Genomic DNA, 15599 nt, shown 5'->3' on the forward strand with positions numbered 1-15599 from the left:
CGGTCAGTTTTTGACAGCGTTATACAGATGGGTCAAGATATTTTTTGACCGCGGTCATTTTATTTAACGGGGTTTCATGACACGCAAACCACAGCAGCGCAGCATCGCCACGCGCGCCCGCGTGCTGGACGCTGCCCGCGAGCTGAGCCAGAGACATGGACTGGAGCTGGTCACCGCCGACGCGGTTGCCAGGGAAGCCGGCGTGGCGAAAGGGACCGTCTTTGCGCATTTCGGCGACATGGACGGTCTGCTCTCCCATGTGCTTCTGGACCGGCTGAACGCGCTGCACGCAACGGCGGCGGTCGAACCAGTCGAGCCGGATCGGTTGGACGATCCTGTCGGCCTCATCCTCACGCGCATGATGGCGTTGATCGCGGTGATCACGGACAGTCCAACGATCCTGCGGCTGTTCCTTGACAATATCGGCGTCACCAAGCCGAACTGCGCCGAGGCATTTGTCGAGACACTGGACAGGCTGGATGCGGATCTGGCGGGATTTCTGACGGTCTGGCAGACATCACCGACGCTTCAACCGCCGCTGAGAAAGGACAGAACCCCGGCCGAGATGGTCGACGGGCTGATCGCTTTCATGATCCACGGAGCGATCCTGCTGAAGAGCCATCAGCTCACGGACAGGTCAATTCTGGAAGTGCGCCTGCGCAGGCATGTCGAAGCGTTTCTGCTCACGGATTGAAGACGGCATATGTTTTCAGGGCATTGCCAACTGGATGATTGTGCGCCCGTCAATATCGATTTTCTTCGGATCGTAGACATCCGGATTGGCTTCCTTGAGGATCTTCAACAGCGTGCCATCCTTCTCCGAAAGGTTCAGCGCTTCGCTCAGCAATTTGTGCAATTTGACATTGGACTTGGTCACGTAGAAACGGAAATCATTGGCATAGACCAGGCCGACATGGGGTTCGATCAAAAGCTCCGGATGCAGGGCGGCTTCACCTGAGATCTCCGTAATTCCTCTCGGGAAATAATCGACACCCCGCCCTCCGAGCGCGATCAGATCGTAGATTTCCGGATTCCAGACCCCCTTGAATTCCTGGAGCTCGAGACCGTTGCGATGCCACACATCGATGTCGTTCCAGCCGGCGCCGAGCGCGGCCACTGTTCCCACCGCCTGAAAGTCCTCAAGGGTTTTGACATCCTGATAAAGATCGCGATCCTTGGGATGGATCAGCATCACCCGGTACCCTTTCAGGCCATTGGTGATGTCGACATCCACCTCAAGATATCTTTCCTTGAGCTCCGGATTCTCGCCGCGCCAGATCAGATCCAGCCCCTGCCCAGTTTCGAACAGTTTCATCTGGCGTGCCATGTTGAAATTGGGGTCGATCCGGACAAACTCGACCTCCTGGCCGACTTTCCCGAGCGACTCGGTCAGCAGCTCGACCACATAATCTGTCGTGCTGACATCCGGTACGCGCAAGGTAATCGGTTCGGCTTTCGCGGGAAACTGCCAGAAAGATAATGCAGTAGTGCAAATAATCGCAAATGCAACCCTGAGCATTTCTCACCTCTCGCGAATGATGCCAAGACAAATCAATTGAATTCAAAATAGCGCAAATATTAAAGTTTGGCGATCACTGCCGACCGGCAGACTTACCAAAGTATAAGCCCCATGACCGGCAAATCGGCCGATTGCCTTCAGTCTTTTGTTAAACTCTGAGGGACACTCAAACCGGGTCACAGGGTGTATTTCAAAGGGTTGAAGACCGGAAATCCGGTCAGGATGGCGTTTCGCCAGGCCAGCTCACCACGTGGTTCTCATACTCCTCCAGCGCCATTCCGTCTTCCGGCACGGTCCGGCCGCGAACGGATATGCCGGCCTGGTGGACCGTATCCGCCTCCCCCGAAACCAGAGGGTGCCACCAGTAGAGATCCTGGCCTTCCGACACCAGCCGGTAGCCGCAGGTGGGCGGCAACCAGGTTAAGGTCCTGACTTCGGCGGGGGTCAGCTGAATGCAGTCGGGCACGGTGGCCGCGCGATTGGCATAGTCCCGGCAGCGGCAGCTGTCGCCGTCCAGCAGCGTGCAAGCCACATCGGTCCAGACGATGGCGCCCGTATCCCAGTCTTCCAGCTTGTTCAGGCAGCAGCGAGCGCACCCGTCGCAAAGGGATTCCCATTCAGCATTGCTCATTTCCTCGAGCGTCTTGGTCTTCCAGAACGGAAGTTCGCCTTTTTCGGTCGTCGCGCTCATGGACTGTGGGTGCCTCTGCGGTGCCTTCGGTTCAAGGCGCCTAGCACGCTGACCTTGCCTCCTGCAAGATTAGGCCGAGCAAGATTGTTTGATAAGCAGGTATTTTCTAAGGAGAATCGGTAAACTGAAATTCACGGCTGAAAGCGATCGACTGGTTTTCCTCGACCGGAAAACCGGTTAATTTGGTGATGCCCCATTCGATCCGGAGAAACTGTTCGCGTGACGGACACCCCGAAACCAGATGACACGGAAGCGCCCGCACCGCCGGTCGTCGAACCGCCGGTCAAGCGCCATCGGATCCGCCGGTTCTTCCTGGCGGTCGACGCGTTTATTGACACGGCGCTGTGGCGAAGCGGCGCGGCGATCCGGCGCGTCTTCGAAGGTTATGACGCGTTTTTGCGCCGGTTCCGGGCCAAGGGCATCTGGCGGTTCCTGGCCGAACTGTCTTCCGACGGCCTGACCTACGGCCTTGCCGGTTTCATCGTCGTGCTGGCCTTCGCCCAGCCCGCCTTTGAGGCCACCCGCTACGCCGACTGGAAAACCACCGACGACTTTGCCGTGACCTTTCTAGATCGTTTTGGCAAGGAAATCGGCCGCCGGGGCATCGTTCTCAATGACAGCGTGCCGCTGGAGGAAATCCCGGATTCGCTGGTCAAGGCGGCGCTGGCAACGGAAGACCGGCGATTTTTCAGCCATTTCGGCATCGACTTCGTCGGAACTTTCCGTGCGATGGTGGAAAATGCCCGGGCCGGCGGTGTGGTCCAAGGCGGTTCGACCCTCACCCAGCAGCTTGCCAAGAACCTGTTTCTGACCAATGAGCGCAGTCTCAGCCGCAAGATCAAGGAAGCCTATCTGGCCCTGTGGCTGGAGGCCAATCTCTCCAAGCAGGAAATCCTGAAACTCTACCTCGACCGCGCCTATATGGGCGGCGGCGTCTTCGGCGTGACGGCCGCCTCTGAATTCTATTTCAACAAGAATGTGCGCGAGCTGACCCTTGCCGAAAGCGCCATGCTGGCGGGTCTCTTCAAGGCGCCGGGCAAATATGCGCCGCATATCAACCTGCCGGCCGCGCGTGCCCGTGCCAACGAAGTGCTTACCAACATGGTCCAGGCGGGACTCCTGACCGAGGGGCAGGTGATCGGGGCCCGCCGCAACCCGGCGCTGGCCGTCGACCGCTCCCAGGAACAGTTGCCGGAATACTTCCTCGACTGGGCCCTGGACGAAGTCAAGAAACTGGCCCGGCGCAATCCGGCGCTGGCGCGAGACCGCATCGTCACCGTTCGCACCACACTCGACCCGGCCCTGCAGCGGCAAGCTGATCTGGCCGTGGAAACCATCCTGCGCGAGAACGGCAAGCTGCGCGATGTCGGCGAGGCCGCCCTGGTGTCCATGATCCCCGACGGCGCCGTCGTGGCCATGGTCGGCGGCCGCTCCTATGGCGAGAGCCAGTTCAACAGGGCCGTCAATGCCCTGCGCCAGCCCGGCTCCTCCTTCAAGCCGTTTGTCTATATGACCGCTTTCATGAACGGCTATGAACCGTCCAGCATCGTGCCCGACCGGCCGGTCTGGATCGGCAACTGGTCGCCGAAAAACTACAACCGAAGCTACCGCGGACCGGTTACCCTGAAGCTGGCACTGACCAAGTCGATCAACACCATTCCCGTGCGCCTCTCGCTCGATTTCGGCCGCGACAAGATCATCGAGACGGCCTATGCCATGGGCCTGACCCACGAACTGGAAAACTCGATCTCCCTGCCCATCGGCTCGTCGGAAGTCTCCGTCATCGATATGGCCTCGTCCTATTCCACCTTCGCCAATGGCGGCTTCAAGGCAGCGGCCTACGGCATCCTGGAAGTCACCAACAGCAACGGCAAGGTGCTTTACCGCCACGACCAGGACGAGCCGGCCCCGATCCGTGTCCTGCCGGAGGACAAGGTCCACTGGATGAACGATATCCTGGTCAATGTGGTTGAAGCCGGAACCGCACGCCGGGCACGTATCGACGGCGTGGTGGCGGCCGGAAAGACCGGCACGACCAACGCCTACCGCGACGCCTGGTTTGTCGGCTATACGGGCAATTTCACCACTGCCGTCTGGGTCGGCAATGACGATTTCACCTCGACCCGCCGTGTCACCGGCGGCAGCCTGCCGGCCATGACCTGGCAGAAATACAATGCCTTTGCCCATAACGGCATCGAGCTCGCCCGCATGCCCGGCGTCGAGGCCGACAGCCTGCCCCGCCTTGCCAAGTCATCGCCTTCCAGGCAGGAAGACAAGCAGGTCGAAACCGCGCAACCCCGCGTGCTTAAGCGGCGCACCCAGGACCTTCTCCTGCGCATCGGTGAGGATCTCGCCCGCCTGCGCGCCCAGAAAAGCGCCAGCGCAGCCCCGATTGCCCCCTCCTCCGATGTCACGGCGGTGCAATGAACGAGACGTTTCTCCGGCCCGAGCATGGTGAGGCAGACTGGTACGATGCCCGCCTGCCACGGCCGATCCGCCCCCATCGCGGCCATCCTCTTCGCACTCTGGCCACCGTAACCCTGGTGGTTTTGCTGGCGGCCATTCTCGGCATCAGTTCCGCCTACGTGATCATCGAGCGTGAAGAACCGCTCAATGCGGTGACGATCGGTCCCTGGCACGCCTACCCCAAGGCGGGCACCGCCGATGCCGACCCCTATTCGGTGGCCATCTACACCCGCGGCGCGGTCGTGCCGCTGGCTTCCGGCGAAGGCCTTGCCCTGGTCGCCCGCAAGGACAGCGCCGGTCACCTGCTCGATCCGACTTGTGTCTACCGGATTGCCGGTCAGACCCCGTCTGCGCGCCTGTGGACGCTGACCGCCGTTGATGGCCACGGAAAGCTGGTCGAGACCCTGCCCGGCCGCGTAAACCTTGCCAGCGACAGTTTGCTGCGCGCGCCGGATGGCAGCTTCGAGATCATGGCGGCACGCCGCCCCCATTCGGGCAATTGGCTGCCGCTGGCGGCCAATGCCAAGGCCAGCGACGGGTTGCGCCTTGTCCTCAGGCTCTACGACGCGCCGGTCACCACCGGCGCGGCGCTCGATGGCGTCAGCATGCCCGCAATCGAGAGGCAGGGCTGCCCATGACCCTCTCGCCGCGTTTTTCCCTGACGGTCGGTCTTCTGGCAACGCTGTGCCTGGCAGCGATCATCCACATTCTTGTGGTGCTCAGCATCCCGAGAAACGTTCAGCACAGCGCCTATGACAATGTCGCCACGCATGGTCCGGACCGCCAGTTCAATCTTCTGCCGGATGTCCAGCCCGGCAAGGAAGCGCTGCCGGATCTCGATCCGGCGATGAAACACGCCGCCTGCCGTTTTCAGCTCGCCGACGGCCCTGTTCTGTTCGATGCCAGCATTCCGGTGCCGTTCTGGTCGATTGGCCTGTTCAACGCGGCCGGCGAAGCCGTCTACAGTCTCAACAACCGCACCGCCGGGGCCGAACGCCTGTCCATGCTGGTTCTGACAACCGAGCAGCTTTCGATCCTGCGCGAAAATCCGCCGGAAAATCTGGAAGACCTGATCGTCATCGAAACCGAAACACCGATCAGCGGCTTCGCCCTGCTCCGGGCCTATGTACCGCACCCGATGCGATCCGGCACCGTCGACCAGGCGCTGATGGCGGCACGTTGCGGTGGCATTTGACGATGCGCGGTGCATTCAATTGCCCTGGATCGCACAAACCCGATGATGTGACCTGAACAGCAAGGCGAGACCTGACCCCGGCGCATGGAAACAGACTATCGACTTTACGCCGCCGGCGCGGTGCTGCATTTCCTGCCATTTGTCATCGGCTTTGCCGTCGGCCGGTTCGATACCGTCCTTTATGCCAAACGAACGCTCCTGGGCAGGATCTGCCAGACCTTCACGCTGCTCTTGTTCCTGTGGATCGCCCTGTCCTTCGCGTTTCCGCGAAGCTTCTTCACCATCGTCTATGAAGTGGTGCTGATCATCGAGATGCTGTCCTTCGGCATCTTTTATGCCTGCTTCGCGGCCATCCTCTACCATTCCGGCAGGGCCTCCGGCCGCGATTACGTCTGACGGTTAAAAGCTCACATCTAGCGCCAGCAGCGACATCAGCTGTCCGACGGCGCCAGCGGACCGAGCGCCTGGAACAGCGGTCCGAGCTGGGCCTTGTGTTTCTTCCAGCGGCCGATGGAGGAGTTGAACATCGGCTGGCGCACCTGCAGGTTGGAGAAAGTCGTCACCGGGCTGTCGCCCTTGTGGAACTCCAGGCAGGCGTCTTCCCAGGCAAGACCCGTCTTGCCGAGCAGGACACGGCTCTTGGCCTCCTGGTCGCGCACCAGATCCTCGTAGGAAAGGTCGTAGATCTCGACGGGCAGCACCTTGGCCCAATGGGCCATCAGATCCGCATAGCCCTGGAAATAGCGGCCGAGAGTCTCCTGGGTGATGCAGTAATTATGCGCCGGCGACAGCGCATGGCTGAGCAGGGAAACGCAGGTGTCGGCAGGCTCGCGCACGCAGTGAATGAAGGCCGCCTTCGGGAAGATCAGGCTCATCAGCCACAGCATCTCGAAATTATGCGGCATCTTGTCGGTGACCCGGGCGGCCCGCTTGTCGAAGGCATCCAGTTCGGCCAAGTACTGTCTCGCGATCTTCTTGGCATCCTTCGGCTCCAGCGCCTTGAGGCGCCGCTCCAGCGCGGCGCTCGGCGCGCCCTTCAGGCCGAGATCTTCCTGCAAATGCCGGAAATACGGAATTTCGCCACCGCTTGCCGCCTTGGAGTGGCGGCTGACGATCTGCTCCACCAGGGTCGTACCGGACCGCGGCATGCCGAAAATGAAGACCGGCCGTTCGCTGTCCGTCGCCATCTCCTGCCGCTCGGCGAAAAACGCTTCGTCGAACACCTGCTTCATGAACGCCATGCGCTCTTCCTGAAGTTTCTCGTCGAAGGGCGGATAGCCGACCCGGCGGGCGCTGTCATAGTGCCGGTCGGCCTCTTCGATATCGCCGAGATCGAAATAGATCTTGCCGGCGGCCCAGTGCAGTTTCGACTGGTCCAGCGGCGGGCGTGGTTCGCCATCGGCGATCAGCTGTTCGATCTGGCTCAGAACCGCCGGTTTTTCGGAATATTTGCGCCCCATGGTCAGCGCATGCAGCACCGCGGGCAGTTCCTTGCCGGCCGCAACCGCCTTTTCAAACCAGCCTTCCGCTTCCTGGATGTTGCCGACGGAAATTTCCAGCTGGCCCATGCCGAGCAGCGCATAGCCGTTCGCCGGGTCGAGCTGCAGGGCCTTCTGGAAACTTTGCCGGGCCAGCACCGCACGCCGTTCCAGACGGTAGACGTCGCCAAGCTGGGCGTGGAACTGGGACTCCTTCGGCTGCAGCGCAACCGCCTTTTTCAAGGCATCCCGCGCGCCGGTCAGGTCGCCGGCATTCATCAGCGCAAGACCAAGAAGTTGATGCACCTGCGGGTGCTTTTTGGCTTTTTTGGCCGCGGTTTTGAAATGGGATATCGCCGGGCCGATTTCGCCTTGCTGGTAGGCCGCGATGCCCAGCGAGAAATGCGCTTGCGGATTTTGCGGATCGTGCCGCAGGACTTCCTCATAGATGGGCAAGGCGATGCCGAGCCGGCCAGCATGCTGATGAGTAAGCGCTTCCTGAACCAGGCGCTCGACAGTCGAATTCATGGAATGTCCTATTTCGGGTGGCGCGGCAGCGCGTCCAAGGGCCTATCAACCGCAACGGCCAGCGGCCACTGAGGTTCAAGTTTCAGCATAGATAGCTTAGGAAAGCGGCCGCAATCAATCACCAGTGGGGGCAAACTTGCCACGGTGGCTATTTCTGCACCGGAGCCCGTTCCAGTCCCCAGCCCTTGTAAATCCGCGATCTGCGGACGGGTTCGTCGGCGCCATAACGCGTGCTGTTGTCACAGGAGGCTTCCGCAATCCGAACCTGGCCCTCAAGTTCGCGAATGGAATTGTTGACCTTCCAGACCCGATCGCGCGTCGGCGTTTCGATCTCTAGCCCCTCTAGCGCCCTCTTGTAGGCGGTAATGCGGTAGCGCAGCGCCTGACTGACCCATTTGATCATCACCCGGTTTTCCCAGACCCGCGCCTTGGCGCCTTCATATGTCTCTTCGGTCGATACCGGCTTGTTGGCAAGGACACGCAAGCGTTCGTCGTCGGCCTTCTTGACCCGCAGCGCCACCTCGCAGAACGGCATCACCAGTTCGGCGTCGCCGGAGGCGTCGGCCGCGATCTTGTCGTATCGGGCCTCAGAGGACTGAAACTTGTCCGAGCGTAGATAGATCAGATAAAGGTCCGGCGGCACCCGGCCTTCCGTTTCGGGCAGAACGCGCGTGCGTGAGAGTTCCACCATGGTTCCGCCGATCCAGTCCTTGGTCCAGGGCGGACGGATCAGCGTCCAGCCACGGTTGCGCATCAGCTTTTCGTCATTGGTGTAGTTGAATTTGGAAACCGGATCGCCGCGCAGGCGGGCGGCTTCATCTCCGGCCGTCGGCATCACCCTGTCATGAATGATCGAAGGTTTGGCACGGTCGAAATCGCCGGTCGGGCGCACACAGGCCGCAAGGCCCGCGGCGACAAGCACAGAGGCGGCAAGTCCCAGAACCCGCCCGATGCCCTGCCTGCGCTCCTCGCGGGACGCAGCGGCGCACTGAACCCTCATGCCATTGCCCATCGGGCGTGTCTCCAGACCGATCGTCGTCGAATTCGCGTTCGCGGCTGGAGAGGCTTGGACCGTCAGTCCTTGTCGGAACCAGCTGGTCCGGCCGCCTTTCCGATGGTCGCGATTCGTGCGGCAAGATCAAGGTCGTGACGCTCATAGCGGACACCTGGGAAGAGGATAACTTCGCCAAAGGCTTCCCGGCTCGTCGAGCGGCGTTGATTGGAGCGATGACCCACACGTGCAGTGGGCCGTTGTGCGGATGAAAAGTCCAACAAAGTGCCCATCGTCTCCTCCTTCGGTTCCGGCCTCCCCTAAACGGCGTATTACCGATGGGGAACGGTCAAACGGGCGACGCATTACTTCCTGCTTCTCCATTAAGAAGTCGTCAGGGTTAACAGCATGCTAACGCTTTTGCGGCAATTTGAACGAAATCAGTTCCACCGGTGGTCCGGTCTTTTGTATTTCGTAGTCGGGTCTCATGCGCCACAGCCAACGTTTCGATCCTCCCGTGCCGATTTCCTCCTCTTTCCGCAAAAAGACCAGCAGTGTTGGTTCGGACCGCGGCGTGCTTCTTGCCGCGAGTGAGCTCTTCTCCGGCCGGGCGCGGCATGATGTTGAAGAAAAAAGGATTTTTCTGGAGCTTGCGCAGAATCTGCTGCCCTCAACCTCGCTTGGGGACCGGCGCCGAATCTCTGCCCTTCTGGCCGGACATCCGGAAATTCCGGACGATCTTCTGGAGCAGCTGGCCAGCGACGACGACGATCTGACCGCCTATCCCGCGCTGCGTTACAGTCCGAGGCTTTCTGTGGATCTCCTGTTGCGCACCGCCCGGACAGGACCGGACAGTCTGAGGAAGGCAATCGCCAACCGCCCCTCCTTGCGCGATTCGGTGATCACCGTCCTGTGCGAAACTGCCGGCGCATCCGTCATCCGGATCCTGTTGGAGCGTGATGACATCATCCTCACGCAAGCTCAGCAGTCAAAGTTGAGTTGCCGTAGTGACATCGTTGCCACTCTTGGTTTAGAATTGGCCGGTCAGGACGCTCTAAACCCGGATGGACTCATGGGACAATTCCTGCACTTGCCAGATCAACTGAAACCAAAAGCCATCGCCGCCGCTGAAATGACCAGCCTGGTCAAACAGGCGCAGGCGCCGGCAACGCAAACGGGCCGCCGCACGACCGCGAGCCGCCTCAAGCTCCAGGACGCCCTGGTCAAGGAAGCCCTTCACCAGAACCGCTCTCGGTTTGTCGACCTGCTCGGACAGGGCCTCGGCCTGCCGCAACCGACCTGCGACCTGCTGCTGCGCCACGATCAGGCCGAAGGGCTGACCATCGCGCTGAAAACACTCGGTCTTTCCGCGGCACAACTCACCACGGTGCTGATCCGGCTGACCGGTGACGCTCTGTCGCTGGAGCGCCTGCGCGGCATGCTGCGCCTTTACCGGACCCTCAGCACCGGAGCCGCCGAAGTGCTGGTCGGTCAATGGATCCTGCACGACCAGGGCGCTCATACGGCCTCTTCCGCAACGTCCAAGCTTGACGCACAATACCAGGACGGCGCACGCCGCGAGGGCCAGAGCGTCCAGCGCCCCGCCACGCCAGAGGTTGCGGTCAAAAGGACGACCGGCACTTAAGGCGGCCCCGGCAGGTCTCGCAACAAGCACTCAGAACCGGAACAGGCCTGCGCCTGGATCCGGTTTTTCTTCATCAGCCAAGGGAAGATCGATTTGTCCGTCCCGGGCTTCGATGTCGACCAGCCAATAGTCGGGATCCATCCGGGCTTCGCTTTTGAGACGGCTGTCGACTGCGTCCCGGTCCGATTTTTCGAAAACGCATTCGAACAGGCGGCCCTGCGGCTGGCCTGCGAACATCGCCTGGGGGGCGGGACCGTAAAAATCGAAGGTTCCATCCAGTCGGTCGACGCAGACAAACACCGCGCCGGCTTCCGCCGCGCCGCGTTTGGTGACGGCGGCAAAGCCCCCCTCCCCGAAAATGCGGCGCACCAAGGCGCTGACAAAAAATTCCGACGTGACCCGCATCCAGCCTTCCAATCCGTTCGAGCAGCACTGCTGCGCATGCCCGGGAAAGGCAGATTTAGGTCAGTTGGCTTCAGTGCACAAGCTGGCTGACTTTATCCAGAGAGTTTGCGGCCGCTGACCATTTCCAGGCGCTCAATGACCTTTGGTCCCGGCGTGCCCGTCATCGGCAGGCCGCGGTCGAACTCGAAGCGCCTGATCGCCGCGGTCGTGTTCGCTCCCATGAGCCCATCCGCCTTGAGCGGACCGTAGCCAAGTTCGGACAGCGCCTTCTGGATCTTCATCAGATGCGGGTCGGCGTCGACGCCGGCCTCGGTCTCGGCCGCCGCGTTGTTTTGAACGGTGCCCGAGAAACCGGGTTTTGAGCGGGGCACCGGCACCAGACCGGTCTCCGGCGCATCCCCCTGAAGCAGCACCAGCGCGAGCAAGGCTTCACTGGCTTCGCCTGTTTCAACCTGTCCCGCGCGCCGCTCGAAAGCGCGGATCGCGCGTTCCGTCGCCGGGCCATTGAGGCCGTCCAACGGGCCTTCATAGAGACCGATCTTGCGCAGAGAGATTTGGAGATCGAGGACAAGCGTGGAAATTTCCTGGATCTGCAGTCCCGGGCTGCGCCCGTCAGGCTCGGGAAGCTGCAACGCGTCCGGCCGCTCACGTGTCGCAAACAGCGGCGCCGGATGGCGGCCCGGCTGCAATCCGACCGCATTGGCGATGATCAGACATGCGGTCAGGCCCATCACCACCGTGCCACCGGCGGCAACCGGATTGTCGAGCGCGACGTGACCGGCTCTCGACATGAAGCTCTCAGACTGGCTAGGCGGCTGGGTCCTGGATTGTTTTGCGGTTTTTCTCGATTTTGCCATGCCGCCGCCTATGCCGTCCTGGCCATAGGATTGGCCGCCTTCGACGGGGCGCCGAGCGGCAGATGAACGACCACGCAATCTCCCTGGCCCGCCACCGCGCGCACCGACAGATGCCCGCCTGCGCTCTCCAGCAGGGACAACGCGCTGTCGAAGACCAACTCGGAACCGTCGGCACACCAGGGCAAGCCGGACGGCCGGTTCCGGACGGAGAGCACGCAGTCGAGGCCGGCGGACTCACACTTGGCCGAAACGGTGATCAAAGCCCCCTCGCCGCAGGTCTCGATCATGTCAGCCAGGAGGAAATAGAGTGCCTGGCGCACGGATTTCGCGTTGACGGCCACCATCGGCAGGTCGCTGCCAGCCGCCAGATCGAGCATGACGCTTCTGCGCGAGGCCACTGGCGACAGCAAATCGCGGCACTGTTCCAGGCAGGCGGAAATGTCGACACTTCCGGCCACGCCCCCTTTACCGGGAGCAGCTCCTGTTTCGGGAAGCCGAGCCGGCATATGTGCGAAATCTCTGTCCGCGCTGAACGCGGCTTCACCGGTTGCGGCCAGGTCGTCAGAACGGATCAGACAACCGGACAACACAGGCTGCTCACCGAACTTGCTTCCGTCATCAACATCCGGCTGCGAGACTTCCTGGCCAGGCTTCACTTGAGACGGCGCGACGGTATTCTCCGACGTGCGGGCAGCAGTCGCGCTCAAGGTAAGGATGAGCCTGCTCTGCTGGTCAGGTGCGCCCCCGGACTCAAGCTGGGACTGCTGGAGCTTCAGTATCAGGTGACGATACTCAGGCAGACCGGTTTCCCCTGGACGGGAGGCACCGACACGCACCCGGACTGTGAACCTTTTTGCCTCTCCGTTGTGCCGGGCCTCGGACAAGTGGGTCAGATAAAGCGGCCGGTCGGCGACATGAAGGCGCGGGAACAGCCAGTCTTCACCTTCGTCGACAGGAAACGCGCCAATGAGCCCGGCGACAGAACCGCCCAAAACGCGGATCGCGCCGTCTTGTGCGAGGTCGCAGACAACGTCGCTGCTGCCCTGCGCGATCATGTCCAAACGGGACTGCGTCCGTCCGACGGCGCGGCGCGCCAGCAATCGGTCGAGGGTCAGTCGGAGGCTTAATACGCCGGCGTAAATCAGTGCACCCAGCGCGGTGTAGAGCGGAATGTCGCGATCGGAAGCGGCGATCTGCATCTCCGGCAGCGGAAGCAAAGCAAGACCACCGGCAAGGCCGGTGCACAGCACAGCCACCAGAAGAGGCGTTTTCCGGTTCGTCGCAAAAGCCGTCTCCATCACGGGGACCAGCAACCATGGCAAAGCAAAAGACCGCAATCCTCCTGTCAGCAGGCAGATCGTTGCCACCAGACACGCGAAAAGGCAGGACGACAGACAAATGGTCCGGTTCAATGCGCCCGAGCGCGAGAGGAACAGTGCCAGCGGCCATTGGCTCATCATCCAAGTGAGCACCAGCAGCACTGCTGCGTGCGGCGGCCCCGCCAGGGCGAGATGCAGGGGCAGCACGATCAGGGCCGCGACGCCGCTCAATATACTGCTGATCAGGAAGGACCGGTGCAAGGGCGCAAGAATCGGATCGCCCGCTGCTGAGGGATGAATCATCCCGTCGACACGAACCATCCAAAGGCCCACAAAATCTTGCATGAATTTCAGAAGGTTACGCACTCTACTCTACCAAACAACACCGGCACTTCCCGCCGCTCGCAGCCTTTGTGAGGGTATTGTGTGCCGGAGCACTTAAGGAACGATAAAGGATGAATTCGGATCGCCGTTTTTTTCCGAAAAACTTTTGTTTTCAGGGGCTTGATGCAAATTCGTTCAAATTTGACTCAATTTTTCAGAAAACTTGCGCTAAATACCTGATTTATTTTATGAAAATTAGACCTTCCGGTTCAACCGGGCATTCTCATGTCGCTGTTATGGTGCCCTCATAACAAGCGCGTCAGTGGCACAAAGACGCGCAAAGCAGAACAGACTATGGGTAGCGACATGTTCTTTCTCTTGAGGACGGCCTTTTGGCTCACCTTGGTTTTGGTTCTGATCCCATTGGGTTCGGAACAGGAAAGCACCACGGTGGAAAAAGTGGATCCGGTGTCCGCCTTCCTGGCGGCGCAGGCAACGGTGTCGGATATCGGCGGTTTTTGCGGGCGCAACCCGCAGGCTTGCGAAACCGGAGGCAATGCGCTCACGGCAATCGGCAGCCGCGCCCGCGACGGCGCGCGGATCGTCTACGAATTCCTCGACACACAGATTGCGGACGGTTCCGGAGCTGAATCCCTGGTAACCGGTTCCACGGCTTCCGCACCGGCCGCACCGGCGGACCAGAAACTGGCCGGCAGTGCCACTTGGCAGCCGGACTTGAACAACGTCTCCGCAGTTGAGACAGATTTTGGGCCGGTGCCACGGCCCAAACCCCGCTTGGGTCTAAACACCTGAGCGGTAAGACCGTGCAAGGCCCTACGACCTCCTGGGCCTGACAACGGTCGATTGCGCCCCCGCTGGAGCGGTGCCGCGCAGCGGCATCGCCAAGACGGCTTCACTTCAGCGGTTCGTTCCGCTGCGCCGCAGATGGAAAGCTGCCCATTCCATCTGCGGCGTATTTTTATGTCCGCCCCTCACCACTTCCCGCCAAAACAGACCGCCCTGGCCCATCGGTGCCCCGCACAGGTAACCGCATGGTTTGCACATTCGCGCCCACAGGCTATATGAAGGCGGAAACGACTTTCAAAGACCGGTGCCATGACAACCAGCCTAGACGAAATCCTTGAGACCTTTGATTTTCTCGACGACTGGGAAGACCGGTACAAATATCTGATCGACCTGGGCAAGGAAATGCCCCCGCTCTCGGACGGGGAAAAAACCGACGCCAACAAGGTGCGCGGCTGCGTGTCGCAGGTCTGGCTGATCACCTCGGTCGAAAAAGCGCCGGACGGTTCGCCGGTGCTTTCCTTCAAGGGCGACAGCGACGCGCTGATCGTGCAGGGGCTGGTGGCGATCGTCACGGCCCTCTTCAGTGGCAAAGCCGCGAAAGACATTCTGGAAACCGACGTCGAGGCGGTCTTTGCCCAGCTCGGCCTGCAGGATCACCTGACCCCGCAGCGCTCCAACGGTTTGCGCTCCATGGTCGGCCGCATCCGCACGGACGCCCAGCAGGCCCTCGAAGCGGCCTGACGCTCCACAAAGTCAACGAATAAAGACACAAAAAGGGCCGTCCCGAGGGCGGCCCTTTTCAAATTTCACGTTGCGGTCGGGCTTATTTGGAGCGCTTGCGCTGCTGGCCGAGACCCATTTTCTTGGCCAGTTCCGACCGGGCCGCCGCGTAATTCGGAGCAACCATCGGGTAGTCGGCGCCCAGGTCCCACTTTTCCCGATACTCTTCCGGGGTCATGTTGTAGTGAGTGCGCAGGTGACGCTTCAGCGACTTGAACTTCTTGCCGTCTTCGAGACAGATGATGAAGTCCGGCATGACCGACTTCTTGACCGGCACGGCGGGCTTAAGCGGCTCCGGCTCCGGTTCGCTGGAGGCGTTGGCCGTCTTCTGAAGAGCGCCATACACTTCGTTGATCAGGCCTGGCAGATCTGTTGATGCAACTGTGTTGTTGCTCACATAGGCCGACACGATGTCCGCCGTAAGATCAATCAGGTTTGCATCCACCGGACTGTCAGTCATTTTTCACCCGTTCTCTACTGATTTTAAAATTTGTTTCGGTGTTTACCTGCAAAAGCGGACGTCCGAAGGGGCATCTAGAAAAAACGATACTTACGGAGCCGAAAATCAATAACGATTCTACTTTGCAGGCAATC

17 protein-coding genes are annotated in these 15599 nt (G+C 60.8%); 8 read left to right on the forward strand and 9 right to left on the reverse strand.

Annotation, left to right across the window (positions count from 1 at the left end):
- Positions 1–76: 76 nt before the first annotated feature.
- On the forward strand, positions 77–694 hold the full coding sequence (locus M0H32_RS11190; protein WP_248153909.1) for a TetR/AcrR family transcriptional regulator: 618 nt from the start codon (positions 77–79) through the stop codon (positions 692–694).
- A gap of 15 nt (positions 695–709) precedes the next feature.
- Here M0H32_RS11190 and M0H32_RS11195 read toward each other — a convergent pair whose 3' ends face one another.
- Complete coding sequence (locus M0H32_RS11195) at positions 710–1438, reverse strand: type III PLP-dependent enzyme domain-containing protein (protein ID WP_248153910.1); 729 nt, start codon at positions 1436–1438, stop codon at positions 710–712.
- Between the two features lie 298 nt (positions 1439–1736).
- Positions 1737–2210 carry a YcgN family cysteine cluster protein gene (locus tag M0H32_RS11200; RefSeq protein ID WP_248153912.1) on the reverse strand — a complete coding sequence of 158 codons (474 nt, stop codon included), beginning with the start codon at positions 2208–2210 and terminating at the stop codon, positions 1737–1739.
- A gap of 219 nt (positions 2211–2429) precedes the next feature.
- On the opposite strand from M0H32_RS11200, the gene M0H32_RS11205 reads away from it, so the two are divergent.
- From M0H32_RS11205 to M0H32_RS11220, 4 genes are all read left to right on the forward strand, one after another.
- Positions 2430–4637 carry a transglycosylase domain-containing protein gene (locus M0H32_RS11205; protein WP_248153914.1) on the forward strand — a complete coding sequence of 736 codons (2208 nt, stop codon included), beginning with the start codon at positions 2430–2432 and terminating at the stop codon, positions 4635–4637.
- Positions 4634–5314 (forward strand): DUF1214 domain-containing protein, encoded by a 681-nt coding sequence (locus M0H32_RS11210; RefSeq protein ID WP_248153916.1) that lies wholly within the window; start codon positions 4634–4636, stop codon positions 5312–5314. Before M0H32_RS11205 ends, M0H32_RS11210 begins: the two co-directional genes overlap by 4 nt.
- Positions 5311–5871, forward strand: coding sequence for a DUF1254 domain-containing protein (locus tag M0H32_RS11215; RefSeq protein ID WP_248153917.1), 561 nt, complete (start codon positions 5311–5313; stop codon positions 5869–5871). Before M0H32_RS11210 ends, M0H32_RS11215 begins: the two co-directional genes overlap by 4 nt.
- Before the next feature lie 84 nt (positions 5872–5955).
- Positions 5956–6267 carry a hypothetical protein gene (locus tag M0H32_RS11220; RefSeq protein WP_248153919.1) on the forward strand — a complete coding sequence of 104 codons (312 nt, stop codon included), beginning with the start codon at positions 5956–5958 and terminating at the stop codon, positions 6265–6267.
- Between the two features lie 35 nt (positions 6268–6302).
- On the opposite strand, the gene M0H32_RS11225 is transcribed toward M0H32_RS11220, so the two are convergent.
- From M0H32_RS11225 to M0H32_RS11235, 3 genes are all read right to left on the reverse strand, one after another.
- A complete protein-coding gene (locus tag M0H32_RS11225; RefSeq protein WP_248153921.1) occupies positions 6303–7877 on the reverse strand; it encodes a tetratricopeptide repeat-containing sulfotransferase family protein in 1575 nt (524 codons plus the stop codon).
- Between the two features lie 148 nt (positions 7878–8025).
- The gene (locus M0H32_RS11230) at positions 8026–8889 is read right to left on the reverse strand and encodes a hypothetical protein (RefSeq protein WP_248153923.1); all 864 of its coding nucleotides are present in this window, start codon (positions 8887–8889) and stop codon (positions 8026–8028) included.
- 62 nt (positions 8890–8951) lie between these two features.
- Complete coding sequence (locus tag M0H32_RS11235) at positions 8952–9161, reverse strand: hypothetical protein (RefSeq protein WP_248153924.1); 210 nt, start codon at positions 9159–9161, stop codon at positions 8952–8954.
- A 281-nt stretch (positions 9162–9442) separates the two neighbouring features.
- On the opposite strand from M0H32_RS11235, the gene M0H32_RS11240 reads away from it, so the two are divergent.
- Positions 9443–10513 (forward strand): DUF2336 domain-containing protein, encoded by a 1071-nt coding sequence (locus M0H32_RS11240; protein WP_248153926.1) that lies wholly within the window; start codon positions 9443–9445, stop codon positions 10511–10513.
- A 30-nt stretch (positions 10514–10543) separates the two neighbouring features.
- On the opposite strand, the gene M0H32_RS11245 is transcribed toward M0H32_RS11240, so the two are convergent.
- From M0H32_RS11245 to M0H32_RS11255, 3 genes are all read right to left on the reverse strand, one after another.
- Complete coding sequence (locus M0H32_RS11245; RefSeq protein ID WP_248153927.1) at positions 10544–10918, reverse strand: DUF1491 family protein; 375 nt, start codon at positions 10916–10918, stop codon at positions 10544–10546.
- Between the two features lie 92 nt (positions 10919–11010).
- On the reverse strand, positions 11011–11709 hold the full coding sequence (locus M0H32_RS11250; protein WP_248153929.1) for a peptidoglycan-binding domain-containing protein: 699 nt from the start codon (positions 11707–11709) through the stop codon (positions 11011–11013).
- Positions 11710–11783: 74 nt separating this feature from the next.
- Positions 11784–13460 (reverse strand): sensor histidine kinase, encoded by a 1677-nt coding sequence (locus tag M0H32_RS11255; RefSeq protein WP_248153930.1) that lies wholly within the window; start codon positions 13458–13460, stop codon positions 11784–11786.
- 408 nt (positions 13461–13868) lie between these two features.
- Between M0H32_RS11255 and M0H32_RS11260 the strand changes: the two genes are divergently transcribed.
- On the forward strand, positions 13869–14231 hold the full coding sequence (locus M0H32_RS11260; protein WP_248153932.1) for a DUF5330 domain-containing protein: 363 nt from the start codon (positions 13869–13871) through the stop codon (positions 14229–14231).
- A gap of 303 nt (positions 14232–14534) precedes the next feature.
- The gene (locus tag M0H32_RS11265) at positions 14535–14966 is read left to right on the forward strand and encodes a SufE family protein (protein WP_248153934.1); all 432 of its coding nucleotides are present in this window, start codon (positions 14535–14537) and stop codon (positions 14964–14966) included.
- An 82-nt stretch (positions 14967–15048) separates the two neighbouring features.
- On the opposite strand, the gene M0H32_RS11270 is transcribed toward M0H32_RS11265, so the two are convergent.
- Complete coding sequence (locus tag M0H32_RS11270; protein ID WP_248153935.1) at positions 15049–15465, reverse strand: Ros/MucR family transcriptional regulator; 417 nt, start codon at positions 15463–15465, stop codon at positions 15049–15051.
- Positions 15466–15599 lie beyond the last annotated feature (134 nt).

Source organism: Roseibium sediminicola (assembly GCF_023156505.1).
Taxonomy (GTDB): Bacteria; Pseudomonadota; Alphaproteobacteria; order Rhizobiales; family Stappiaceae; genus Roseibium; species Roseibium sediminicola.